20 protein-coding genes are annotated in these 23,943 nt (G+C 54.0%); 16 read left to right on the top strand and 4 right to left on the bottom strand.

All coding sequences use genetic code 11. From position 1 onward, the window contains the following. Position 1 precedes the first annotated feature (1 nt). The 8 genes from HBA93_RS00845 (at position 2) to lpdA (ending at position 9,172) form a co-directional block, all read left to right on the top strand. Positions 2-862 (top strand): ABC transporter permease, encoded by an 861-nt coding sequence (locus HBA93_RS00845; RefSeq protein ID WP_502910008.1) that lies wholly within the window; start codon positions 2-4, stop codon positions 860-862. Continuing rightward, a complete protein-coding gene (locus HBA93_RS00840) occupies positions 859-1,875 on the top strand; it encodes an ABC transporter ATP-binding protein (protein ID WP_221722004.1) in 1,017 nt (338 codons plus the stop codon). The genes HBA93_RS00845 and HBA93_RS00840 overlap by 4 nt, the downstream gene beginning before the upstream one ends. Continuing rightward, complete coding sequence (locus tag HBA93_RS00835; RefSeq protein ID WP_221722003.1) at positions 1,872-2,696, top strand: ATP-binding cassette domain-containing protein; 825 nt, start codon at positions 1,872-1,874, stop codon at positions 2,694-2,696. Before HBA93_RS00840 ends, HBA93_RS00835 begins: the two co-directional genes overlap by 4 nt. A 74-nt stretch (positions 2,697-2,770) precedes the next feature. After that, the gene (locus tag HBA93_RS00830) at positions 2,771-4,156 is read left to right on the top strand and encodes an amidase (RefSeq protein WP_221722002.1); all 1,386 of its coding nucleotides are present in this window, start codon (positions 2,771-2,773) and stop codon (positions 4,154-4,156) included. A gap of 102 nt (positions 4,157-4,258) precedes the next feature. After that, on the top strand, positions 4,259-5,488 hold the full coding sequence (locus HBA93_RS00825; RefSeq protein WP_122092376.1) for a thiamine pyrophosphate-dependent dehydrogenase E1 component subunit alpha: 1,230 nt from the start codon (positions 4,259-4,261) through the stop codon (positions 5,486-5,488). A 17-nt stretch (positions 5,489-5,505) separates the two neighbouring features. Beyond that, on the top strand, positions 5,506-6,519 hold the full coding sequence (locus HBA93_RS00820; RefSeq protein ID WP_075654752.1) for an alpha-ketoacid dehydrogenase subunit beta: 1,014 nt from the start codon (positions 5,506-5,508) through the stop codon (positions 6,517-6,519). After that, on the top strand, positions 6,520-7,773 hold the full coding sequence (locus HBA93_RS00815; protein ID WP_221722001.1) for a dihydrolipoamide acetyltransferase family protein: 1,254 nt from the start codon (positions 6,520-6,522) through the stop codon (positions 7,771-7,773). 1 nt (position 7,774) lies between these two features. Next, entirely contained in the window at positions 7,775-9,172 is a 1,398-nt protein-coding gene (gene lpdA, locus HBA93_RS00810) for a dihydrolipoyl dehydrogenase (protein ID WP_221722000.1), read from the top strand. A 43-nt stretch (positions 9,173-9,215) separates the two neighbouring features. Here lpdA and HBA93_RS00805 read toward each other — a convergent pair whose 3' ends face one another. Then, positions 9,216-10,871: an alpha/beta hydrolase gene (locus tag HBA93_RS00805; protein ID WP_221721999.1), complete on the bottom strand. Its 1,656-nt coding sequence runs from the start codon at positions 10,869-10,871 to the stop codon at positions 9,216-9,218. A gap of 20 nt (positions 10,872-10,891) precedes the next feature. Further along, entirely contained in the window at positions 10,892-11,677 is a 786-nt protein-coding gene (locus tag HBA93_RS00800) for a hypothetical protein (RefSeq protein ID WP_122092371.1), read from the bottom strand. A gap of 269 nt (positions 11,678-11,946) precedes the next feature. Here HBA93_RS00800 and bioB point away from each other — a divergent pair, with 269 nt between their 5' ends. The 8 genes from bioB to HBA93_RS00760 all read left to right on the top strand — a co-directional run bounded on the left by bioB (position 11,947) and on the right by HBA93_RS00760 (position 20,488). Beyond that, positions 11,947-12,939, top strand: coding sequence for a biotin synthase BioB (gene bioB, locus HBA93_RS00795; RefSeq protein ID WP_221721998.1), 993 nt, complete (start codon positions 11,947-11,949; stop codon positions 12,937-12,939). Then, complete coding sequence (locus HBA93_RS00790; RefSeq protein ID WP_221721997.1) at positions 12,933-14,048, top strand: 8-amino-7-oxononanoate synthase; 1,116 nt, start codon at positions 12,933-12,935, stop codon at positions 14,046-14,048. Before bioB ends, HBA93_RS00790 begins: the two co-directional genes overlap by 7 nt. Further along, positions 14,041-14,676, top strand: coding sequence for a dethiobiotin synthase (bioD, locus tag HBA93_RS00785; protein ID WP_221721996.1), 636 nt, complete (start codon positions 14,041-14,043; stop codon positions 14,674-14,676). Before HBA93_RS00790 ends, bioD begins: the two co-directional genes overlap by 8 nt. Then, positions 14,673-15,947, top strand: a complete 1,275-nt coding sequence (locus HBA93_RS00780) for an adenosylmethionine--8-amino-7-oxononanoate transaminase (protein ID WP_221721995.1) — start codon at positions 14,673-14,675, stop codon at positions 15,945-15,947. Before bioD ends, HBA93_RS00780 begins: the two co-directional genes overlap by 4 nt. Beyond that, on the top strand, positions 15,944-16,894 hold the full coding sequence (locus HBA93_RS00775) for a beta-ketoacyl-ACP synthase III (protein ID WP_221721994.1): 951 nt from the start codon (positions 15,944-15,946) through the stop codon (positions 16,892-16,894). Before HBA93_RS00780 ends, HBA93_RS00775 begins: the two co-directional genes overlap by 4 nt. A gap of 91 nt (positions 16,895-16,985) precedes the next feature. Continuing rightward, positions 16,986-18,179 carry a CaiB/BaiF CoA transferase family protein gene (locus HBA93_RS00770; protein WP_221721993.1) on the top strand — a complete coding sequence of 398 codons (1,194 nt, stop codon included), beginning with the start codon at positions 16,986-16,988 and terminating at the stop codon, positions 18,177-18,179. 33 nt (positions 18,180-18,212) lie between these two features. Then, the gene (locus tag HBA93_RS00765) at positions 18,213-19,388 is read left to right on the top strand and encodes an acyl-CoA dehydrogenase family protein (protein WP_221721992.1); all 1,176 of its coding nucleotides are present in this window, start codon (positions 18,213-18,215) and stop codon (positions 19,386-19,388) included. Positions 19,389-19,399: 11 nt separating this feature from the next. After that, on the top strand, positions 19,400-20,488 hold the full coding sequence (locus tag HBA93_RS00760) for an acyl-CoA dehydrogenase family protein (RefSeq protein ID WP_221721991.1): 1,089 nt from the start codon (positions 19,400-19,402) through the stop codon (positions 20,486-20,488). On the opposite strand, the gene HBA93_RS00755 is transcribed toward HBA93_RS00760, so the two are convergent. Both HBA93_RS00755 and HBA93_RS00750 read right to left on the bottom strand, forming a co-directional pair. After that, positions 20,473-22,236 carry a LysR family transcriptional regulator gene (locus tag HBA93_RS00755; RefSeq protein WP_221721990.1) on the bottom strand — a complete coding sequence of 588 codons (1,764 nt, stop codon included), beginning with the start codon at positions 22,234-22,236 and terminating at the stop codon, positions 20,473-20,475. The two genes, HBA93_RS00760 and HBA93_RS00755, sit on opposite strands and share 16 nt — an antisense overlap. 146 nt (positions 22,237-22,382) lie before the next feature. Then, positions 22,383-23,909: a M81 family metallopeptidase gene (locus HBA93_RS00750; RefSeq protein ID WP_221721989.1), complete on the bottom strand. Its 1,527-nt coding sequence runs from the start codon at positions 23,907-23,909 to the stop codon at positions 22,383-22,385. Positions 23,910-23,943 lie beyond the last annotated feature (34 nt).

The following is a 23,943-nucleotide window of genomic DNA, read 5'->3' as shown; positions in this document are numbered from 1 at the left end:
CATGGCAGAGAATTTCTCCCGTCGCAGCCGGATGGTCTTGCTGTCTTTCGGACTGAGCCGAAGCCTGATGATCGGGACAATCATTACCGGCCTTCTGATCGGGCTGGCCGTGCTGTCACTGGTCTGGACGCCTTACAGTCCCACGGGCATGAATATCCTGCGCAAATTGCAGGGGCCGTCGATGCAGCATTGGCTGGGCACCGATGCGCTTGGCCGTGATGTGCTGTCGATGGTCATGGTTGGTGCGCGCAACTCTTTGTCAGTGGCTTTAATTGCCGTTGCGGTTGGTATGGGGCTTGGCGTGCCGCTCGGTGCCTATGCGGCTGCACGGGGCGGTATGATTGACGGTTTTGTCATGCGCATGACTGATCTGGCTTTTGCTTTTCCGGCACTGCTGACAGCCGTGATTATCACTGCCGTTTTCGGCCCTGGTGCGGTTAATGCAATGATCGCTATTGGTATTTTCAACATTCCGGTTTTCGCCCGTATTACCCGTGGCGCATCGATGGGGCTGTGGAAGCGCGATTATGTGCTGGCAGCCCGCTGTGCGGGGCGTGGTGATGTGGCGATTACGCTGGATCACATTCTGCCGAATATCGGCCACGTGCTGATCGTACAGGCGACCATTCAGTTTGCCTTGGCGATCGTTGCGGAAGCCGGTTTGTCCTATGTCGGCCTTGGTACGCAGCCGCCGATGCCAAGCTGGGGCAAGATGCTCAATGATGCGCAGACCTATATTTATGATGCACCACATCTGGCGATTTTTCCGGGGCTGGCCATTACTTTTGCGGTTCTCGGACTGAATATGCTGGGGGATGGTTTGCGTGATATACTCGACCCGCGTGTCAGGAGAGAGAGATGACTACACCGCTTCTCGAAATCCGTGATTTGGGCGTGCATTTGCAAGCCGGAGGCAGACAAGCTGAAATCCTGTCCGGCATCACACTGACACTGAACCGTGGTGAACGTCTGGGCATTGTCGGGGAATCCGGCTCAGGCAAATCAATCACTGCATTGGCGGTGATGGGTTTACTGCCGCATCGTATGGCTTTAAGCGGAACCTTGCGCTTTGACGGGCAGGATCTGACGACGATTTCAGAGGCTGCCCATTGCACTATGCGCGGCCGGCAGATGGCGATGATATTTCAGGAGCCGATGACGGCACTGAACCCGATCAAAACCATCGGTGCGCAGATCAGTGAAGGCCGTCGCCTGCATCTGAGAGAAAACCGCGCCGATGCTGACAAAACCGCACGGCGTTTGCTGGATCGCGTCGGTCTTGCTGCCCCGCGTTTTGATCTGGAGCTTTATCCGCACCAATTATCCGGCGGTCAGCGCCAGCGCGTGATGATTGCTATGGCACTGGCCTGCGAGCCGGAATTGCTGATCGCTGACGAGCCGACCACGGCACTGGACGTGACCGTTCAGGCGCAAATTCTTGATCTGCTGGATGAGCTGATCGACGAGAGCGGCACAGCACTGCTGCTGATTACCCATGATCTCGGTGTAGTCTCGGAAATGACAGATCGCATTGCAGTGATGTATGCAGGACGCGTGGTTGAAACCGGCGATACGCAGGATGTTTTCCGTCACATGGCGCATCCCTATGCGCGCGGGCTTTTTGCAGCCTCTCCCCATAGTCTGACAATGCGGCCAAAGCCGGAAAACACGGATAAACGCCAGCGTCTGACCACGATTGCCGGTGTGGTGCCCGATCCGTTCAGTCGTTTGCCACAATGTGGCTTTGCTGACCGCTGTCGTTTTGTACAGGCGGATTGCCGTGCAACTGTCCCGCCATTAGGCAATACGGATTTTCTCGACGTGACACATCGGGTCGCCTGTTTTCATCCGCTGACAGATGAGGTGATGGTATGACCGCTCTTCTGGAAGTGCGTGATCTGGTGCGTGATTATACGCTGCCAAAACAATCCTTGCTTTCCAAGCCGCAAAATTTGCGGGTGCTGCATGGTGTCAGCCTCAGCCTGAAGCAGGGTGAAAGTCTCGGCATTGTCGGCGAGTCCGGTTCCGGCAAATCCACATTGGCACGTTCAGTGATGGGGCTGGAAAAGCCGCAATCCGGTAGTGTGACCATCAATGGTAAGGATATTTACAGTCTGGGACGGGGAGAGCTGAAAGCCGCCCGCAAAGAGTTTCAGGCGATTTTTCAGGATCCTTACGGTTCGCTCGATCCGCGTCATTCTGTGCGCCGTATTCTGGCAGAGCCGGTTGTATCACTGGAGGATGCCACAACGGCAGAAAGCCGCGAGGAGCGTATCCGTCAGGTACTGGAGGCGGTTGGCCTGCCCGCATCTGCAGCGGATAAATATCCGCATGAATTTTCCGGTGGACAGCGCCAGCGTATTGCGATTGCCCGCGCACTGATCACGCGTCCAAAACTGATTGTTGCCGATGAGCCGGTTTCGGCACTGGATGTTTCCATTCAGGCGCAGGTGCTCAACCTGATGATGGATTTACAGGAGCAATTCGGACTGTCTTATTTGTTTATCAGCCACGATCTGGGCGTGATGCGGGTGATTACAGACCGTGTGGCAGTGATCCATCTGGGCAGAATTGTTGAGGAAGGGCCGACCAATGAAGTCTTTGACAATCCGCAGCATCCATACACACAAGCACTGGTGAATGCTGTGCCAAAACCGTTTTCAGGTCGCCGTAAAATGCGGGTGAAAACTTTGTAATGAAAAACTGAATGTCTGCCTGACCATCAAAGCCCGTTAAGAGGTTTGCGTCAGACAGGGAAATGGGAGCAGATATGTCCGAGCTTGCTGATTTAAGCGCTGTGGAAATGGTCGCCGGTTATAAGGCGGGTACGCTGTCGCCGGTGGAAGTGGCAGAATCCGTGATCGACCGGGTTGAGCGCTGCGAGCCGCAGCTTCATGCGATGTGGGCTTTTGAGCCGGAGGCGGCACTGGCTGCGGCAACCTTGTCGGAAGGTCGCTGGAGGCGGAAAGAAGAACGCGGGCCGATTGACGGCGTGCCGCTGACAATCAAAGAAAATATCGCCACAAAAGGTCTGCCAGTGCCGCTCGGCTGCGCCGCAATAGCATTGAACCCCGCTGCAAAAGATGCGCCGCCAGCTGCCCGTTCCCGTGAGAGCGGCGGTATTATTTTGGGTAAAACGACCATGCCTGATCTCGGCATGTTGTCGTCCGGCTTGTCGAGTTTCCATGAGCTGGCACGCAATCCGTGGGATCTGGCCACCAATCCCGGCGGTTCCAGTGCAGGGGCGGGAACGGCAGCTGCTGCCGGTTACGGCCCTTTGCATATCGGTACAGATATTGGCGGTTCTATTCGCCTGCCTGCCGGTTGGTGCGGTGTGGTCGGGCTCAAACCGTCTTTTGGACGTATCCCGATTGATCCGCCTTTTATCGGTCGCGTTGCGGGGCCGATGACACGGACAGTTGCAGATGCTGCGCTCTATATGTCGGTTCTGTCCAAGCCGGATCGCCGCGATCCGATGAGCCTGCCTTACAGCCGTATTGACTGGATGAATCTGGGCCGCGATGTCAAAGGTCTGCGTATTGGTCTGTGGCTGGATGCCGGTTTTGGCTCTGCTGTTGAACCTGAGGTCCAAGCGGCGGTAGAAGCCGCAGCAAAAGCCTTTGCCGATGCCGGTGCAATTGTTGAGGAAGTGCCAAGCTATCTCACTCGTGAGATGATTGACGGGTTGGATCATTTCTGGCGTGTGCGCTCATGGGGCGATATTTCTAAAATGACACCGGATAATCAGGCAAAAATCCTGCCTTATATTTATCAGTGGGCAGAAGGCGGCAAGGATTTGAACGGTGCGCAGGTCTATCAGGGCTTTGCGCAGATCGAGGCTATGCGCAATGCGGCTCTGGCGGCAATCAGTTCTTATGATTTTATCATTTCGCCAACATCACCGATGCCGACTTATCCGGCAGAATGGGCATCGCCGCTGAATGATCCGCAACGCCCGTTCGAGCATATCGCTTTTACCGTTGCCATGAATATGTCGGAACAACCTGCTGTCTCTGTGAATTGCGGGTACACGGAAAAAGGTTTGCCGATCGGTTTGCAGATTATCGGTCCGCGTTTTGATGATCTGGGGGTGTTGCAACTTGCCCATGCCTATGAGCAGCTTCGTCCGCAGCAAAGGCCTTGGCCGAAAATATAGATAACAGAGGTTAAGGGGACAAACGGAATACATTCTGCCGTTCGGGGGAGAACGGCAGAAACAGCATGCAGTATCAGTTCCAGCCAATGGAGAAATGCAGTCATGTCATATCCGCCACTCTCATTACATATGCCCCGTACGATGCGGGGAGAAAGTGTGCCGCCGCCTAATCCGCATTTACGTTTTGCAGGAGCGGGCGAAATGCGCCGCCCGCCGGTTGATTCCGATCCTTATGATATGCATGATCTGGCCTATAATCTGGTACGGGTGCTGGATGATAATGGTGAGGCTAAAGGCGAGTGGGTGCCGGATCTGACGGCCGAGCAACTGCGCCACGGTCTGCGTTCCATGCTCAAAACCCGCGCCTATGACCGGCGCATGATGCGCATGCAGCGTCAGGGGCAAACCTCTTTCTATATGCAATGTACCGGTGAAGAAGCGATTGCCTGCGCTTTTCAGATGGTGATGCAAAAAGGGGATATGAATTTCCCCACCTATCGCCAGCAGGGGCTGTTGATAGCACAAGGCTTCCCGCTGACAGATATGATTTGTCAGGTGCTTTCCAACGAAAAAGACCATCTCAAAGGGCGGCAATTGCCGGTTATGTATTCGGCACCGGAGGCCGGATTTTTCTCGATCTCCGGTAATCTCGGCACGCAATTTGTACAAGCCGTTGGCTGGGCCATGGCTTCTGCTATGCGCAGTGATACAAAAATCGCTGCCGGATGGATTGGTGATGGTTCCACTGCCGAGAGTGACTTTCACGCGGCGCTGGTTTTTGCCTCGGTCTACCGTCCGCCGGTGGTTCTCAATATCGTTAATAATCAATGGGCGATTTCATCACCGCAATCGGTGGCAGGTGGCGAGAATATCAGCTTTGCCTCACGTGCCCATGGTTTTGCTATTCCGTCTTTGCGGGTGGATGGTAATGATTATCTGGCAGTCTATGCGGCGGCAAGCTGGGCTGCGGAACGGGCACGGCGCAATCTGGGGCCGACGCTGATCGAATGGGTGACCTATCGCGTGGCGCCCCATTCTACCTCCGATGACCCGAGCAAATACCGGCCAAAAGAGGAGGAACTGAACTGGCCGCTGGGCGATCCGGTGGAGCGGCTCAAACAACATCTGATCCGCAAAGGTGAATGGAGTGAGGAGCGCAATGTGCAGCTACTTGCGGGCATTGATGCGGAGATTAATGATGCCGCCCGCGAGGCTCTGAAATACGGTACTTTGCATGAAGGGCCGAAAGCCAGCCCCGCAACCATGTTCGAAGATGTCTATAAGGACATGCCGCAGCATTTGCGCGAGCAGCGCCAGCAGATGGGGTATTGATCATGTCAAAACCTGTATTGCCAAGACGCACAATGATTGAGGCCATCCGCGAAGCGATGGATGTGATGATGGAACGCGATGATAAGGTTGTTGTGTTCGGTCAGGATGTCGGCTTTTTCGGCGGCGTATTCCGCTGCACAGAAGGGCTGCAACGCAAATATGGTGAGGCGCGCTGTTTCGACACACCGATTTCCGAAACCGGTATTGTCGGTGTGGCGGTCGGCATGGGCGCCTATGGCCTGCGTCCTGTGGCGGAAATCCAGTTCGCTGATTATGTCTATCCGGCCTATGACCAGATTGTCTCTGAGGCTGCCCGTCTGCGGTTTCGTTCTGCCGGTGATTATACTGCGCCGATGGTGATCCGTATGCCCTGCGGTGGCGGTATTTTCGGTGCGCAGACCCATAGCCAGAGCCCTGAGGCACTGTTTACCCATGTGGCGGGGTTACAGACCATTATCCCGTCCAATCCTTATGATGCCAAGGGCCTGCTGATCTCGGCCATCGAGAATGATGACCCGGTGATCTTTCTGGAGCCGAAACGGCTTTATAACGGGCCGTTCAACGGACATTACGATCAGCCGGTCGTACCGTGGTCAAAACATGTTTTGAGTGAAACGCCGGAAGGCTATTACTCTGTACCGATCGGTAAAGCAGCTATTCGGCGCAAAGGCTCCGCTGTTACAGTGCTGGCCTATGGCACTATGGTGCATGTGGCGGAAGCGGCTGTCACCGAGACAGGCATTGATGCTGAGGTGATTGATCTTCGCTCACTGGTGCCGCTGGATATTGAGACGATTACGGCTTCTGTCGCCAAGACCGGACGTTGTGTGATCGTTCATGAAGCCACGCGGCTGTCCGGCTTCGGCACACAACTGGCGGCAGAAGTACAGGAGCGTTGTTTCTATCAACTGGAGGCGCCGATCCTGCGTGTGACCGGCTGGGACACGCCTTATCCTCATGCCCATGAATGGGATTATTTTCCGGGGCCGGAACGGGTTGGTCGGGCGCTCATGCAAGTGATGGAGGCATAAATGGTGAAAAAGATCATTAAAATGCCGGATATCGGTGAAGGTGTTGCCGAGGCTGAAATTGTTGAATGGCATGTTAAAGCCGGTGATGTCATTGCAGAGGATCAGTTGCTGGCTGCGGTAATGACCGATAAGGCAACGGTAGAGGTGCCGTCGCCTGTGGCGGGTACAGTCCTGCAGATCGGTGCGGAGGCCGGAACTGTGATGGCTGTTGGTGCAATGCTGGTTGAGATTGAGGTGGAAGGCACGGGTGCCGATGATGTATTGCCACATCAGGCCGTGCAGACATCCGCCGTGCCTGAAAGACAGATTCCCGCACAAATAGTGCCGGAAATGCCGGTTTTGACGCCGGTTCAGCAGGTGCAGTCCGTTCCGTCAAGCATCCCACATGACAAACCGCTTGCATCACCTGCGGTCAGGGCATTGGCACGGGAACTGGGGATTGATCTCTCCCATGTAAAGGGGAGCGGGCCGGCAGGGCGCATTACCCGCGATGATCTTGATCATTTTACGGCCAGCGGCGGCAGTGCTCAGAGTTCGGCCTATCAACGTCGCGACGGTACAGAGCAGATCAAAATCACCGGACTACGCCGTAAAATAGCCGAGCGCATGGCCAAATCCTCCCGCGAGGTGGCACATTTTTCCTATGTGGAAGAGGTGGATGTAACCGATCTGGAAATTCTTCGCAGTACGCTCAATGCAAGCCATGCGGAGCGGCGCGGAAAACTGACGGTATTGCCGTTCATTCTCCGTGCGCTGGTTGTGGCATTGCGGGATTTTCCGCAGATGAATGCGCTCTATGATGAGGAAGCGCAGGTACTGACCCGTCATCAGGCCGCCCATATCGGCATGGCAACACAAACACCATCCGGCTTAATGGTGCCGGTGCTGCATCATGCAGAAGCGATGGATCTCTGGGCAATGGCCGCAGAAATCACACGGCTTGCTGCTGCCGCGCGCGAAGGCGTGGCAAAACGTGAAGAACTCTCCGGCTCCACCATTACTGTTACCAGCCTCGGTGATCTCGGCGGGCTGGTGACAACGCCGGTGATCAACCAGCCGGAAGTGGCGATTATCGGTGTGAACCGCATCGCGATACGTCCTCAATGGCAGGAGAACCAGTTTGTGCCGCGCAAAATGATGAACCTGTCATCCTCTTTCGATCACCGGATGGTCGATGGTTATGAGGCCGCCGCTTTTATCCGCCGCATCAGGCAATTGCTTGAAGTGCCCGCAACACTTTTCATTGAGGTGTGAGATGGAAGATATTGCAACACATGTGCTGATTATTGGTGGCGGACCTGCCGGTTATGTCGCTGCCATCCGTGCCGGACAATTAGGACTGCCGGTGATATTGGTTGAGAAGGAGCAGCTGGGCGGCACTTGTCTGAATATTGGCTGTATCCCTTCCAAGGCACTGATCCATGCGGCTGATGCCTATCATCATGCACTTGCTCAGCAATCCGGTTCTGCGCTGGGCTTGCGTGTTGGAGATGTGTCGCTGGATTGGGGCAAAACGCTCAGCTGGAAAGGTGCCATTGTGCGGCGGTTGACCGGTGGTGTTGAAGGTCTGCTGAAAAAGCACAAGGTGACTGTGCTAAAGGGCACTGCAGAGATCATTGACGGTAAAACTGTTGTGGTCCATGGCAAGGCCGGTACAACCCGTATCCGCACCAAGCATCTGGTTCTGGCAACCGGATCTCTGCCGATGCAGATCGGGGCTTTGCCTTTCGGTGGCAATGTTATTTCCTCAACAGATGCTCTGGCGCTGGAGCAGGTGCCGAAACGTTTAGCTGTGATCGGTGCTGGTTATATCGGTATGGAACTGAGTACCGCTTTTGCCAAACTCGGCTCGCAGGTGACGATTATCGAAGCGGCTGACCGCATTTTGCCGCTCTGGGATGCAGATCTGACTACGCCGGTGCGCAAGCGGCTGACGACGTTGGGCGTTACTGTGATGACGCGCAGTGAAGCACGGGGATTAAGCGCAGACGGCGGCTCTTTGCTGGTGCACCAGCATGGAAACAGCGCGCCGGTTGTTGTGGCAGCTGACAAATTTCTGGTGGCAGTCGGACGGCGACCAAATATCAGCGGTTTCGGGCTGGAAAGTCTTGATCTGGCGATGAATGGTGCCTTCATCCGCATTGACAAATATTGCGCGACCTCGATGCTCAATGTCTGGGCAGTCGGCGATGTGACCGGCGAACCGATGCTGGCGCATCGGGCAATGGCGCAGGGAGCAATGCTGGCAGAACATCTGGCAGGACATAAAGCAGCGCTGGATGAGCCCGTGATACCGTCCGTTTGTTTCACCGATCCTGAGGTGGTAAGCGTCGGATTGTTACCGGATCAGGCAAAATTACAGGGCTATGAAATTGTCACCGGAAGTTTTCCGTTTATGGCCAATGGCCGTGCCATGACCCAGCAGGATGAAACGGGTTTTGTCCGTGTTGTCGCGCGGGCAGATAATCATTTGGTGTTGGGTATTCAGGCCGTCGGCCATGACGTATCCGAGCTGGTCAATGGTTTCGCTCTGGCATTGGAAATGGGCACTGTGCTGGAGGATGTGGCGCAAACCATTCATGCGCATCCGACACGCGGCGAGGCTTTTCAGGAGGCCGCTTTTACGGCGCTTGGCCGCAATCTGCATAGTTAAAATTATGGCGGGCTTTGCCGTGGCAGAACCCGCCATATCGTAATTATTGTTTCGGCAGCTTGGCGATGAAATGTTCTTTCAGCCGGTCAATATCTGTCTGTGACCAGTTGACATTGGTCACCTCTACCCATGCATCAATATAATGTTGGGGTGCATAGACATGACCGTGACCGATCGGCGTGGTGGTAGCCAGCATCAGGTCAATAGCCAGTTGTAACATACTGACTACCGGATACCATTTCAGCTGCGGTGACACATCAGGGCCACGCGGTGCTTTCATCCAGTCCGGCTCGCGGTAGAAGTCTTTCGGATCAAAGAACACAATCGGATCACTGGCATATTGCAGATAGACAATCCGCATTGGTCCCCAATGGCTGTTTGGCAGCTTCAGCGCATTATTCTGATTGGTAAAGCGCGCATAGGAGCCATCGCGGAATTCCGGCAGCCATTCCGGTGTGCCTTCATTGCGGTTATTGGTAATAGAGCGCCACAGACGGCTGGTGAATGGCGGGCCGCTCCACAAAGCACCCTGATACGGATCGCCCAGCACCTGAAACAACTCGGATGAAAGCTGCGAGTTCATCGCGCCAAGGCTCAAACCGTAGAGATAGAGTTTCGGACGTGTGTCTTTCGGCAGCTTTGTCCAATAATCGTAAACCTCGTCAAACAGAGCCGTTGCGGTTTCGCTGCCATAGCCCGGCTCAACGAGCAGCGAGAGCCAGCTGGCGAGGTAGGAATATTGCACGGCAACACTGGCAATATCACCGTCATGGAGATATTCCACCGGATCAATGCCCATTTCATCGACCCATCCGGTGCCGGTCGGAATGGTCACCAGCAGCAGAGAGCGGTCAAATGCGCCGACGCGGATCATCTCCTGTAACGCAAGTTTGGCGCGTTCTTTAGCGGTTTCAGCGGAGCGTAAACCTACATAGATGCGCAGCGGATTTTGCGCCGGACGGCCGGTGAAATTGCTGATCTGCTGTGCATCAGGGCCGGAGCTGACATAGCTGCGTCCCATGCGCCCTAACTCATCCCATTTTACCAGCGAGGCAGCACTGCCGCTTTTCAGCGGGTCTTGCGGTTGCGGGACTTCCGCTTCCATCAGCGCGTCAAATTGACGGTAGGAAGAATCCATCACATGCAGGCCAAAGCGGAACAGCACACCATTGATTGCCATGCTGAAAATAATGGCAGCAACCAGAAAGCCGGTAAAGCGTGACAGGCGTGGCGGGATATAGCGGTCGAGCCAGCGGCTGGAGCTGCGATAAATCAGCTGAAACAGGCGGGCAAGGGCGATCAGAATAACAAAAGTGATCAGCGCAATCAGGCCGGTTTTAAACGGATGTGCACTTTCAACCTTTTCCAGCCCCATCAGATTGCGGATGGAATTTTGTCCGTCTGCCGCATGCCACAGAAACACCATCGCGGTGATGATGGTCACGGCCATGGCAGTAATCTTGATGATAGTGGAAATCCGGCCTTTGGGTTTCGGCAGCTCCAGATAGTTCCATAGCCAGAACAGAAAAACACCGATCCCGTAACCGATGGCGAAACAGGCGCCTGACAGCACGCCCTGTATCAGAAACGGGCGCGGCACCAGCGATGGTGTGAGCGAGGCTGCAAAGAAAAGTGTGCCGAGCAACATCCCGATCAGCGACAGGGAATTCCAGAATTTTTCCAGCCAGAGAGGCTTCATCAGTTACTTCCCTTTTAATTTCAGTGTAGTGCACAAAGACCAGTGCAGTCTTTATTTGCCATCGCTGAGATGAACCGGTCCGCAGATTGGCGTGCAGTATCGCGTAAAACCGGTTTGGCTCGTTCTGTAATATTGCTTAGCATTTTGCGGTCTTGCAAGGAGATAGAGCTGGCAATGACGGCGGCATTGTCGGCCAGTGCCTGCGCCAGTCTTTCCTGATTATGCGCATTGAGTTCAGGATTGCTCAACATCAGTGCGGAGCCGTTGATAACCTGTTGAAGACCAAGGCGTAATTTCAGGATTGTATCCGTCTGTGCCTTGCTGTTGCTGTCATTTTTGACTGTATCAGCATAGTCAGAGGCAGCTTCCAGAGCCGCTGCAATAAAACTGATCATCGCTGCGGAAGAACGGGTAATTTCATCCTGAAAGGCAATATTGTTGTTTTTGATATCCGCCTGCTTCTGCGGATCCGGTGAGAACAGCACATATGCTTTTGTCACTTGTGCCTGTTGCTGAATAATATCCATCAGAACCGGCAGGTCACTTGCTTTGTAAGGCGCCTGTCCGATGATCGCGGAAACATTCCACAATGCCTCAAGCGCTTTAGCGTCTTCTGTATTGGAGAGGCGTGGCGGGAGTTTGGTGCGTTTGGTTTCTTCCAGACGCACAATAAATTCCTGCAAAGCTTTATTCAGGTGCTCAGTGCCGGTGGCGGGTACAGTTGCCTGTAGCGGGCTGCTGAAAGCAACAGATATGCCCAGCGCCAAAATGGCGAGTGAAAGGCGTTTGAAATGTACCGGCACCATGAAATCTCTCTTACGGTTCTGATCTGAACTGCCTGCATAATACAAAAATTGCAGCAAAAGACACTGAATTCATGAGGCTGACGAAGTTTTGATAGGGGAAGATTACGTTAAAATTATAGATAAAATTCAATATTGATTTTATTGAGAGGTAAAATTATAGATTTTTTTATGTAGACATATCAATATTGACGCTTTAACTGAAATGAAAATTCCGAATCTCGTAAAATTATCTATAATTTATAGCGAGTATCATTTTATAAGGATATTTCATGTCTCAGTCTGTTTCTCATCAGAATGCTCAGCAAACTCACTGGACAGCAGAAGAAGCACGCCGCATCTATGATCTGCCGTTTAATGATCTGATGTTTCAGGCGCATGTCATCCACCGGCAGAATTTTGACCCGAACCGTTTACAGATGAGCAAATTGCTGAGCATCAAAACCGGCGGCTGTCCTGAGGATTGTTTTTACTGCAACCAGTCAGCGCATAATCCGACAGGGCTTAAAGCGTCCAAATTGATGGAAGTCGAGCGTGTGCTGGCTGAAGCGCAGCAGGCAAAAGCTGCCGGTGCCACCCGTTATTGCATGGGGGCGGCATGGCGCAGTCCGAAAGAGCGCGACATGGATATGGTTGTCGCGATGGTTGAGGGCGTCAAAGCTATGGGCATGGAAACCTGCATGACGCTTGGCATGTTGTCACTGCCGCAGGCGCAGCGTCTTGGTGCCGCGGGGCTCGATTACTACAACCATAATATTGATACGTCTGAGGAGTTTTACCCGCAGATTATCACCACCCGTACTTTCGCAGACCGGCTGGATACGCTGGATAATGTGCGGATGGCCGGTATAAATGTCTGCTCCGGCGGTATTCTCGGCATGGGGGAGAGTGAGCAGGATCGCATCAATATGCTGGTGACGCTGGCCAATCTTGAAGAAGTACCGCAAAGCGTACCGATCAATATGCTGATCCCGATTGAAGGTTCTAAACTCGCTAATGCCAGGCCGGTGGATTCCATTGCTTTCATCCGCATTATCGCCTTGGCACGGATTATGATGCCGACATCTCATGTGCGGCTTACCGCAGGACGCAGCAATATGAGCGATGAAATGCAGGCGATGTGTTTCTTCGCTGGTGCTAATTCGATTTTCATCGGCGATGTTCTGCTCACTGCCGCCAATGCCGGCGATGACCGCGATGCGGATTTGCTGAAGCGTCTGGGCATGCAGGCTGAAACTGTGGCCGAGGAAAGCTGCGCATGCTGATGCAGCCTTATAATGGAATATTGCAACGGCTTGAAAGCAAGGGGCGGTTGCGCAATCTCAACGTGGCGCAAGGTGCAGATTTTTCATCCAATGATTATCTGGCGCTGGCTGGCTCGGACTATTTGCGCAATATTGCCTGTGACGCGCTGGAGCGTGGCGTGCCGGTTGGCTCCGGTGGCTCGCGTTTGTTGTGCGGCAATCATCATGAGCATGAAGCGCTGGAGGCGGAAGCGGCTGCTTTTTTCAAAGCACCGCAAGTTTTGTACTTCGCCAGCGGGTTCGATGCCAATCAGGCAGTGTTTGCAACGCTCCCCCAAGCGGGTGATCTGGTGCTTTATGATACGTTGATCCATGCCAGTATTCATACAGGGTTACAGGCAGGCAAAGCGAAGACCAAAAACGTGCCGCACAATGATATTGCGGCATTTGAAGCGGCCATCCGGCAGTTTCGTGCGATTGAGAAAAGCGGCAATCTCTGGCTGGTGGTTGAGAGCCTCTATTCTATGGATGGTGATTTTGCTCCGCTCGCAGAGCTGAGTGCTTTGGCAGATCGTTACGGGTGTTTTCTTTATATTGACGAGGCACATGCGACCGGCGTGTTTGGCGCAGACGGGCGGGGCTTGGCGGCGGATTTGGCAGGACGGGACAATGTTCTGATCCTGCATACCTGCGGCAAGGCACTTGGTGCTTCCGGTGCGCTACTCTGCGCGGCAAAACCTTTGATTGATGTGCTGGTTAATCGGGCACGGGGCTTTATTTTCTCGACCGCGCCATCGCCTTTGCAGGCATCTATTGTGCGTGGCGGCCTGAAGATGTTGGCTGCAGAACCACAGCGACGTGAGAAGTTACACGCACTTATTCGCCATGCTGAGCAACATTTGCAGCCAAGCGGATCACAAATCATTCCGTTTATCGTGGGTGATAATGAACGCGCCGTTGCAATGGCTGAGGCTATGCAAAATCATGGTTTTGATATTCGCGCCATTCGCCCGCCGACAGTGCCTTTCGGTACTGCGCGGCTGCGTATTTCCATCACCTTAAATGTTGATGAGGCACAGATCACCCGTATGGCTGAAGTGCTGAAACAGATTGTAAATTCCTATGAATAGTCCCGTATTTATTGTCAGCGGTACTGATACCGGTATCGGCAAAACCATTTTCAGCGCAGCGCTGACCCAAGCCCTGCAAGGCAGCTATTGGAAGCCGGTGCAATCCGGTCTGGAGGACGAAACGGATAGCGAGGTCGTGCGCCGATTAGTGCCGGATTGTCCTGTGCTGCCGGAGCAGTGGCGCTTGCAATTACCTGCTTCACCGCATCTTTCCGCTGAGACGGAGGGGGTGGAAATCGAACCCATAGCATTGAATATCCCGCATTGCGACCGGCCGCTGGTGGTGGAAGGTGCAGGTGGCCTGATGGTGCCGCTGACACGCAGCCTGACTTATCTCGATATTTTCACCCGCTGGCAGCATCCACTCATTCTCTGCGCACGCACGCAGCTCGGCACGATCAATCATAGTCTGCTGTCTTTGGAAGCGTTACGCAGTCGCAATATTCCGGTGCTTGGTGTGGCCTTTATCGGCCATGCGTATGAGGACAGCGAAGGGATCATTTGTGAACTGGGCAAAGTGCGCAGCCTTGGTCGCCTGCCGGTGATGGATGATCTGAACCCGCAGACATTGGTGCAAGCATTTGCAGAGAATTTTAATCTGAATGATTTTACCGGAGGTGCCCGATGAACTATTCTTCATCACCGGTCTGGCATCCGTTTACCCAGCATCTGCTGGAGCCTGTTACGAAAAAGATTACCCGCACGGAAGGTGCCTATCTGATTGATGAGGACGGGCGTCAAATTCTGGATCTGATCTCGTCCTGGTGGGTGATTACCCATGGTCATCGTACACCACAGATCATGCAGGCAATTCGTGAAGCAACGGAACAATATGACCAGATTATTTTTGCGGAATACAGCCATGAACCGGCGGAGCAGCTGGCACGGGAACTGATCCGCATTGCGCCGCATGGCCTGTCGCATGTGTTCTATTCCGATAGTGGTTCGACTTGCGTGGAAGTGGCACTGAAAATGGCACTGGGCTATTTCCATAATCGCGGTGAGCCGCGCTCCAAAATTGCGGTGATGGCCGGTAGTTATCACGGGGACACAATCGGCACCATGTCTGCCGGTGAGCGCGGCGTGTTCAATGCGGCCTATGGTGCGCTGCTTTATGATGTGGCGACAATTCCGTTTCCTGCCGAGGGGCGCGAACAGCAAACGCTGGATGCGTTTGAACAGCTCTGCCGTGGCGGACAACTGGCTGCATTAATCGTCGAACCGCTGGTGCTTGGCTCAGGCGGCATGAAAATCTATCCGGCTTTTGTGTTGCGGCAGTTGAAAGCCATTGCTGAAGCGCATAGTGTCTTACTGATCTGCGATGAAGTGATGACCGGCTGGGGACGCACCGGCACTTTATTCGCGAGTGAACAGGCCGGTATCACACCGGATATTTTGTGCCTCTCTAAGGGTATTACCGGCGGTGCACTGCCTTTGGCGGTGGCACTTTGTGTGCCGGAAATATTTGAAGCGCATCTTTCAACCGATCGCAGCCGCACTTTCTATCATTCAAGCTCCTATACGGCGAACCCGATTGCCTGTGCGGCTGGTCTGGCTAATTTGCAAATCTGGCGTGATGAGCCGGTTCTGCAACGCGTACAAAATTTGCAGGTGATGCAGAGCCGTGAGTTGCTACGTTTCAACAATGACCCGCGTTTTGAGAATGTCCGGCAATGCGGAACCATCACAGCACTGGATGTTAAATCGCAAAGCAGCGGTTATCTCTCGAATGTGGCTTTGCGGCTGAAAGCGTTTTTCCGTGCGCATGACATGCTGCTCCGGCCACTTGGCAATGTGCTCTATCTGATGCCGCCTTATTGTGTCACCGAGCAGGAATTGCAGCGCAGTTATCGGCTGATTGATGAGGCGGCAGACCTGTTGCAAAGCGGCAAATTATGAGCGGCTCTTATCCGTCTTCCATCATCGGTTTTGGTCATGCCGTGCCGAAGCGTCAGGTTTTCAGCGCAGAGATCGAAGCCGAGCTTGGGCTTGAGAGCGGTTGGATTGAACGCCGCACCGGTATCCGCAGCCGTTATTGGGTTGAGGATGGTGAGACACTGACGGATCTGGCAGCAGAAGCCGGACGCATGGCGCTGGCAAATGCTGGTATAGCTCAGTCTGAAATCGGCATGGTGCTGCTGGCGACATCAACGCCCGATCATCTTTTGCCGCCTTCTGCACCATTGTTGGCACATAAATTAGGGCTGTCAGGTGCCGGTGCTGTCGATCTTGCCGGTGCCTGTTCCGGTTTTCTCTATGCGCTGGTGATGGGGGATGCATTGGTGCGTATGCAGGGAAAAGCCGTGCTGATTGTTGCGGCCAATATTCTCTCCCGTCGTATCAACAGGCAGGAGCGGGCGTCTGCCGTGATGTTTGGTGATGCGGCCGGAGCCGTTGTTCTGGCACCATCCCAAGGCGGGCTTTGCAGTCTGGTCAGTTCCACACTCACCAGTGATGGTAGTCATTATGATTTGATCGGCATTCCGGCAGGTGAAACATTGATGACTATGCGCGATGGCCGCTCCATGTTTGCGCAAGCGGTGAAGACCATGGCCGAATGCGGCAAAATAGTTTTTCAACAGGCAGATGTTGAACCAGCTGCGATTGGTCATTTTGTGCCGCATCAGGCCAATGTACGGATTTTCGATGCGGTGGCAGGGCAGTTGCAACTGAGTAATGCGGTAACTGCCCGCACGATTACTGATTATGGCAACTCATCGGCGGCGACTATTCCGCTCAGCCTGTCTCTGGGGCAGAGTGCCTATCGTAAAGGCGATCTGATCCTGCTGACGGCGGCAGGCGCAGGACTGACAGGCGGTGCTGCACTGCTGAGTTACACGGGATAATTCGGTAAATTTTATAGCCTGATTGCCGTATCACTATTTCACAAGGCATAGCGCGGTTTCTTATTCTTATCTCCGGTATGGAGGAATTGGAATGGTGAAGCAGCAGAAGCCTTTTGCGGGTATTACGGTGCTGGATTTTTCCCGCGTTTTGGCAGGCCCGTTTTGCTCTGCCATTCTGGCGGATCAGGGCGCGCAGATCATTAAGGTTGAACCGCCGCAGGGCGACGATCAGCGCTATATGGGCGCGGTGCGTAATAATCAAAGCATCAATTTTCAGCTGTTTAACCGCAATAAACGCAGCCTGAAACTCGACCTGCGCCAGCCGGAAGCTGTGAAGATCGCGCAGGAATTGGCACTGAAAGCTGATGTGGTGCTGGAAAATTTCCGCCCGGGGGTGGCAGACCGTTTAGGCATTGGTGCAGAACAGTTGCAGACACTAAAACCTGATCTGGTCTATTGCTCCGTCTCCGGCTTTGGCCAGCAAGGGCCGATGGCCGCTATGCCGAGTTATGATGTGGTGGCGCAGGCGCTGTCCGGCATGATGAGCGTGACCGGTGAGGCAGCCGGTGCACCGACGCTGGTTGGCGACTCCATCGGAGATATTGTTTCCGGTATTTATGCCGCGCAGGCGATTTCAGCTGCACTTTACCGTCGCTCGGTCACCGGACAGGGCGCACGGATTGATGTGGCTATGTTTGATGCGCTGTTCAGCCTGCTGCCGACGGTTCTCGCCGGATGGCAGGGCAGTGGTAACCGGCCTGCACGCTTCGGCAATCAGCATCCGTTGTCTGCGCCTTTTGGTGCTTTTGCTGCATCGGATGCGCCTTTCATTCTCGCGGTAGCCAACAAGGCTTTGTTCGCTCGTCTCGCAGAGGCGCTGGGCAAGCCGCATCTGGCAGATGATCCACGCTTTGCCTCCGATCAGTTGCGCAGTCAGAACCGTGATGCTTTGCAGGCCGAGATTGAAGACTGGTCACGGCACTACACTGCTGCCGAAGTGGTGGAGAGGCTCGGTAAAGCCGGTTTGCCCGTGTCAAAAATCTGGTCGGTGGATGAGGCCGCACAAAGCGCCCATGCGCAGCATCGCCAATTACTGCATGAAGTTGAACACCCGCAACTGGGCAAACTTCTGGTGCCGGAACAGCCGGTGCATTTTGATGGCATGCAGCGCGGTGACATCCGGCAGGCACCGGAGCTTGGCGCTGACGGTGCGGATATTCTGCGGGAATTTCTGGATATGGATGAGACGCAGATCAGTGCGCTGACAAGCGCCGGAATTATCTGATTATCCTTGTGATTTAAGGGACGGAGTACAAGAATGGGACTACAGATTACGGATGCCGACCGCGCATTCGCGGCGGATGCACGCGCTTATTTGCGTGCTAATCTGCCGGAAGCGCTGGCCTATAAGGTCCGGCACAATATTCGCCTGACCAAAGAAGACCTGACCGGCTGGCAGGAAGTGCTGTCAGCACGCAACTGGTATGCAATCGGTTGGAGCAAAGAGATGGGCGGTGCCGGTCTGACGCCGGTGCAACGTTATTTGTTTGAGCAGGAATATGGTGCGATCTGTGCACCGCATCCGTGTCAGTTCGGCATTGCCATGGCAGGACCTGTTATTCACTCCTTTGGGAATGAGGAACAACGGGCACGCTTTCTGCCGGACATTCGCGAGAACCGGACATTCTGGTGTCAGGGCTATTCCGAACCGGGGGCAGGGTCTGATCTGGCTTCGCTGACAACTTCCGCTGTGCGGGATGGTGATCATTATGTGGTCAATGGTCAGAAAATCTGGACGACATGGGCGCAATGGGCAGACTGGATTTTCTGTCTGGTACGGACGCATAAAGGCGAACGTCCGCAGCAGGGCATTTCCTTTTTGCTGATTGATATGCGCACTCCCGGCATTACAGTCCGCCCGATCCGTACATTGGATGGTGAGGCCGAGTTTAACGAGGTGTTCTTCAATGATGTGCGTGTGCCGGTTGAAAACCTGATCGGTACTGAAGGTGAAGGCTGGGGCTATGGCAAATATCTGCTCGAATATGAGCGTTTTTCCATGTCCGGTGCTGCGCGTTCCAAGCGTATTCTCGGTGAATTGAAAGAAGATGCCGCACGTCTTGGTGTAGCGAATGATCCGCTGTTGCAGGATCGTATGACGCGGCTTGAAATTCAGCGTCTGGCGCTGGAGCATATGGAGCTGAAACTACTGTCGCAGAGTGAAGCGGGTGAAAATCCGGGCCCTGAAGCCTCGAAGCTCAAAATCCGCGGTACAGAAATTGCACAGGCATTGGCACAATTGCGGCTGGATATTTTCGGTTCGCAGGTGCTGCCTTACAGCGAGGTATTCCTTGATGGTGAGGCGGATGCGGAAAATCCGGCGGCTGCCGGTGCCGCTGCTGCATGGCTCAATTTGCGCAAGCTGACGATCTGGGGCGGGTCAAATGAAATTCAGCGCATGATCCTTGCCAAGCAGGTTTTGGGTTTAAGGTGAGGAGAGCGGATATGCAGAAAACACGTGAAGAAAAAGCAGACGAATTGCGGATGCTGACGGATTTTGTGAGCCGCTTTGCTGCTGATCACACACCGGAAAACGGTTTGCCACAGACTGATCTGGATCTGTGGCCGCAGATTGCGGAAATGGGGCTGATTGGTCTTGCACTGCCGGAAGCGTCAGGGGGTGCGGAGCTGGGTGCAGAAGGTCTGGCGGCAGTTGCACAGGCTCTGGGTAGTGTTGCCTTGCCGGTGGATTTTGCCTGCGGTGCAGCACTGGCAGCAAGACTGTTATGTGAAGCACAAAAGAGCAATCCGGATGTTGAGCCATTGCTGAAAGCCTTCCTCACAGGTGAGGTGCGCTTAGGCATTGCCGGTCAGCTGGCGACCGCTGCGCAGGGGATCAAGCATTCTAACTTGCCGGAACTGACCGGCAATGGTCTGGCACTCACCAAACAGCTAGTCTTTGGTGCGCGGGAGCCGGAAAAACTATTGTGTCCGGTGCAACAAGGCGCTGGCCTTGCTCTGTGTCTGATCTCTCCGGAAAAGGCACAGTTCCGTCAATTATCAATGATTGACGGCCGGATGATGAGTGAAATCACGGCAGATATTGCGCCGGAGAATATTCAGGTGCTGCTATCAGGTGCTGATGCACAACAGCGCATTGAGGCTTGCGTCGCAGATATTCTGATTGCCGTTGCCGCAGACAGTCTTGGCGCAATGGATAATCTTTATCGTCAGACGCTGGATTATATGCGGATGCGTAAGCAATTCGGCAAAGCGCTTGGCTCGTTTCAGACCATTCAGTTCCGGCTTGTGGATATGTCTGTGGCATTGGATGAGGCTAAAGCCTTGGTTGAAGCCGCAGCGGAAGCGCAGGACAATGGTGCGGAAGATGCCCGCGCACTGACCCTTGCCGCATGGGTGCAGACATTGTGGTCAGCCCGTCATATCGCACAGGAGGCAGTTCAGCTTCACGGTGGTATCGGCATGACTGAAGAATGCGCGATTTCCCCGCTGGTCAAGCGCTTGCTGGTAAATGAACATAGTTTCGGTCAGGCAGAAGCCTATATGGCAGCCTATCGTCAGTTGGCTGCCTGAAACGCCTTGCGCAAACAAGCGAGCAGAATATGCTCCGGCTCATTGAGATTGCGGGTACCGCTGGTGCCCGCAGTCAGATAAAAATGCGGCGCATCCGGCAAAGTATACTGTAACAAGGGTTTCGCGGAGCTGATATTGTCTGCCAAAGCCGCAGGGATAATTGTGCTATAGCCGTTGCCCGCGAGTGCCAGACATAATTGTAAAGACTGGGTTTCCAGCGCCGGTTGATACTCGGCTGCTTCCGGCATTTGCATCAAAGCGTTGCGGATACTGTCACCGGTAGCAGACAAAGCCAGCGGCGCGTCCTCCGCATCAATATCGGAAATATATTGCAGCGGCCCCAGATCGGTTAAAAATGCAGCATTTTCAGGATGTGTCGTGCTCTCCATAAGTGCAATGGAGTACTCTCCCTGCTTCAAACGTTCTTGCAGATTATGCGCCGGTGCCTCACTCACTTTCAAAAGCACATGCGGGCACAGGTGCTGCCATTCACGCATCGCATTGCTGATGGCAGTGGCGCTGATCGGACTGAGCAAGACCATCGGGCTGAGGCCGAAAGAAATCACCGGCTCGTCCATCACCGCAATTTGCTGCGCACCCTGACGGATCGCATCAGCCAGATTGAGCACGCTTTGCAGCAAAGGCGCTTTATGGACTGCGGTCGGCAGCGGATGCAGGCCTTTATAATGGCGGGCAAACAGAGCCGTACCCATCAGTTGCTCTGTCTTGCGCAATTGTGCAGACAGGGCAGGCTGAGTTTGATTGAGCCTGCGGGCAGCTTCGCTCATATTACGGCAATGATAGAGCGTCAGAATACTCTGAATATCGCGCAGCGACACCGGCGGATTATAGAGCGTTACGGTCTGTTTGCTGAGTTCTTCGCGCACCAGCTTGATGAAATCTTGTGCGACGACAGTCAGTTTTTCATCTTTCGTGGTGATTTTCGCTGTGACGGGGCTATGCAACGGGTTTTCCAATTGCAGCACAGCAAGATCATTGCGGCTGATGCCGCTGGCAAGCAGACTATGCGGTGCCAGCAAGAGTACCGGCTGCTTTGCTTGTTTCAGACGGGTGAAAATCCCCACATCTTCCGATGTCATTTCCGGCGCAGGCAGATCATGCTGGCGGCAATAGGCGCGGATACGGGCTTCTTCGGCTGGTAGTAGCGGTGGCAGCCACAGGCTGTAATTGCGCAAATCTTCTGACCTGAGCGGAGCCTGATCTTCATCGGGCACAAGGCCGCCTGCAACGGCAATCCACTCATCATCAAACAGAAATTGTTCCTGCTCGCTGCCATTTTGCGAAGCATAGCCCAATAGGATATCTGTATTCTCAGTGCTGCTGGTGTTGAAGGCGCTGATCAGTGGTGAACGGAAATGCACTTGTGCGTAATATTCAGGATGGGAAAGCCGGAAAGGACGTACGGCCGCTGTCGCCGCACGGGACAATTTTCCGAACATGAAATGCAGCGGCGAGCTGACTTTCAACGCAGTAGAAATGGCCTTTCCGGAGAAGGCGGTTTCCACCGCCTGCAAGGTCGCAGTCGCTTGCTGAAACAACCAGCGTCCGGCTTCGCTTGGCACCAGACCATTGGGGCCGCGTACAAAAAGCTCCAGCCCCAATTCCGTCTCAAGCGCAGAAATTGCGGTGCTGAGTGTGGAAGGTGAAATCTGCTCGGCTTTCGCCGCTTCTGCATGATTATAATACTGGCAGGCCAGAACAAAATAGGCGAGGGAGCGAAGTTCCATGGTCTGTGCAGCTTTATGTTTTTAAAGGACAGTTTTCTATAACTGTTCCTCAATGCAAATGACCAGCTTTAAAACAGGATTGAAGCAGACAAAACAAAACCGGCCATGCAATGCAGAGCCAGTCTTGTTGTTATGCGATGTATTGCTCAGGCGCTGAAAGTGGTTTCAGTATTCAGCGGATAGATCGGACGGCGCAGCTTTTTATAATCGCGAGCGCTGAGATTGGCTGTACTTAACCCATCGGCATCCACTTCGATAATCGCTGATGCGATAGGCCCGAAAGCCGCGCGGAAATGCTGCTGGGACTTCACCACCACAATATCATAGTCGGTAGGCTCGATACCGACGCTGCGGAACAGGTTTTTATCCAGCATTTGCTGGCGTTCCGATGAAATCAGCATATCGGTATTGCCGACACGGAAACAGACGCTTTTGCCTAGCGAAGCAGGCAGTCCCTGAAACATCGGACCTTCGAATGTGATATTGCCGTCTGAAATGGCGATCACTTCGCCGGTCAGAGTAATCGCACCGCCACCGATTTTCGGGTCAATTTTCCCGCCAAGGCTAACCGTGTATTGTGCACCGATACCCGCCGCTGCCAGTTCCTCAACGGCCTGCGGATCACAGAACGCACCAAAGGCGCTACGCCCGACATTGGTTTCCAGTAAACCTTTCAACACGGTTATAGCATCACTATAAGCGCCGCAGCCCGGATTGTCGGAAAAGTCGGCAATCACCAGCGGGCCATTTGGGGTGTTACTGGCAAAATGTGCACGAATTGCCTCGGGCATATCCGGTGCCTGCAGACGACTGTCTTCATCCGCGCGGCGGTTCCAGATTTCCTGACACAGATGCTCGGCATGGCTGATAGCCTGAGCTTCATTCACCTTATTGCGGTCATAGCAAATTACAGCAGAAGGGCCGGTATTGAACACATCAGCATCATAAAAACCGGCATTGATCGAGGTGGCGAGAATACCGTCCTGTGCTGCAATCTGATCTGCAATTTCCAGAATTTCTGTCATGGCGCAGGCATGGGTGGTGCGGCCGTCATTGCAGCCATTGAGCATTGGCGGTTGACGCACGGCAATCGCAGGGCTGATCTGACCGCGCATCGCATCTTCAAGCAGTTTACCAGCCTTACGGCCGCATTCGGCCATATCCACATGCGGATAAGTGCGGAAAGAAACGGCAATATCCAGCAGTGCACTCATTTCCGGTGCGCTATTGGCGTGCAAGTCGAATGTACCGGCAATGGGTATGTCGTGGCCAACGATACTGCGGATGAATTGCAGTAATTCGATCTGGGCATCATCCGCGCTTTCCGAGCACATAGCACCATGAAAAACAATAAACACGCCGTCCAGCTTCTGCCCCTCAAGAGTTTCTCTGACATCGCGCTGAAAATGCTCAATCATAGACTTTTCAACCAGACCGCCGGGCTCTGCGCGGGCGGCAACCGTATAGACCGGCTGCCAGCCATAGGTCTCGCAACACTCGATAAAGCCGCCGATCTCGGAATTGGTGCCTCGGCAATGGGTTTCGATCTCCTGACCTTTAAAATAATGGCAGAGATGGAAGTCCTTCAAAGTGGTTTTCAGTTTGGAAAACGTATTGGTTTCCTGATTGAGTTCAAGAACAGCAACTTTGAAGCTCATAGGGGTATCTTTCATTTATACGCAATGCGTTTGGCAGGCGAACGGGTAT

The organism is Ochrobactrum sp. SFR4 (genome assembly GCF_019730395.1).
In the GTDB taxonomy this organism is placed as follows: domain Bacteria; phylum Pseudomonadota; class Alphaproteobacteria; order Rhizobiales; family Rhizobiaceae; genus Pseudochrobactrum.
The sequence above is the reverse complement of the archived record's forward strand: the minus strand, read 5'-3'. Positions and strand labels throughout refer to the sequence as shown.

What these genes read in the sequence shown, in the direction of transcription:
- HBA93_RS00845 (WP_502910008.1), top strand. Translation starts at nt 2, where the DNA reads ATGGCAGAGAATTTCTCCCGTCGCAGCCGGATGGTCTTGCTGTCTTTC.
- HBA93_RS00840 (WP_221722004.1), top strand. Translation starts at nt 859, where the DNA reads ATGACTACACCGCTTCTCGAAATCCGTGATTTGGGCGTGCATTTGCAA.
- HBA93_RS00835 (WP_221722003.1), top strand. Translation starts at nt 1,872, where the DNA reads ATGACCGCTCTTCTGGAAGTGCGTGATCTGGTGCGTGATTATACGCTG.
- HBA93_RS00830 (WP_221722002.1), top strand. Translation starts at nt 2,771, where the DNA reads ATGTCCGAGCTTGCTGATTTAAGCGCTGTGGAAATGGTCGCCGGTTAT.
- HBA93_RS00825 (WP_122092376.1), top strand. Translation starts at nt 4,259, where the DNA reads ATGTCATATCCGCCACTCTCATTACATATGCCCCGTACGATGCGGGGA.
- HBA93_RS00815 (WP_221722001.1), top strand. Translation starts at nt 6,520, where the DNA reads ATGGTGAAAAAGATCATTAAAATGCCGGATATCGGTGAAGGTGTTGCC.
- lpdA (WP_221722000.1), top strand. Translation starts at nt 7,775, where the DNA reads ATGGAAGATATTGCAACACATGTGCTGATTATTGGTGGCGGACCTGCC.
- HBA93_RS00805 (WP_221721999.1), bottom strand. Translation starts at nt 10,871, where the DNA reads ATGAAGCCTCTCTGGCTGGAAAAATTCTGGAATTCCCTGTCGCTGATC.
- HBA93_RS00800 (WP_122092371.1), bottom strand. Translation starts at nt 11,677, where the DNA reads ATGGTGCCGGTACATTTCAAACGCCTTTCACTCGCCATTTTGGCGCTG.
- bioB (WP_221721998.1), top strand. Translation starts at nt 11,947, where the DNA reads ATGTCTCAGTCTGTTTCTCATCAGAATGCTCAGCAAACTCACTGGACA.
- HBA93_RS00790 (WP_221721997.1), top strand. Translation starts at nt 12,933, where the DNA reads ATGCTGATGCAGCCTTATAATGGAATATTGCAACGGCTTGAAAGCAAG.
- bioD (WP_221721996.1), top strand. Translation starts at nt 14,041, where the DNA reads ATGAATAGTCCCGTATTTATTGTCAGCGGTACTGATACCGGTATCGGC.
- HBA93_RS00780 (WP_221721995.1), top strand. Translation starts at nt 14,673, where the DNA reads ATGAACTATTCTTCATCACCGGTCTGGCATCCGTTTACCCAGCATCTG.
- HBA93_RS00775 (WP_221721994.1), top strand. Translation starts at nt 15,944, where the DNA reads ATGAGCGGCTCTTATCCGTCTTCCATCATCGGTTTTGGTCATGCCGTG.
- HBA93_RS00770 (WP_221721993.1), top strand. Translation starts at nt 16,986, where the DNA reads ATGGTGAAGCAGCAGAAGCCTTTTGCGGGTATTACGGTGCTGGATTTT.
- HBA93_RS00765 (WP_221721992.1), top strand. Translation starts at nt 18,213, where the DNA reads ATGGGACTACAGATTACGGATGCCGACCGCGCATTCGCGGCGGATGCA.
- HBA93_RS00760 (WP_221721991.1), top strand. Translation starts at nt 19,400, where the DNA reads ATGCAGAAAACACGTGAAGAAAAAGCAGACGAATTGCGGATGCTGACG.
- HBA93_RS00755 (WP_221721990.1), bottom strand. Translation starts at nt 22,236, where the DNA reads ATGGAACTTCGCTCCCTCGCCTATTTTGTTCTGGCCTGCCAGTATTAT.
- HBA93_RS00750 (WP_221721989.1), bottom strand. Translation starts at nt 23,909, where the DNA reads ATGAAAGATACCCCTATGAGCTTCAAAGTTGCTGTTCTTGAACTCAAT.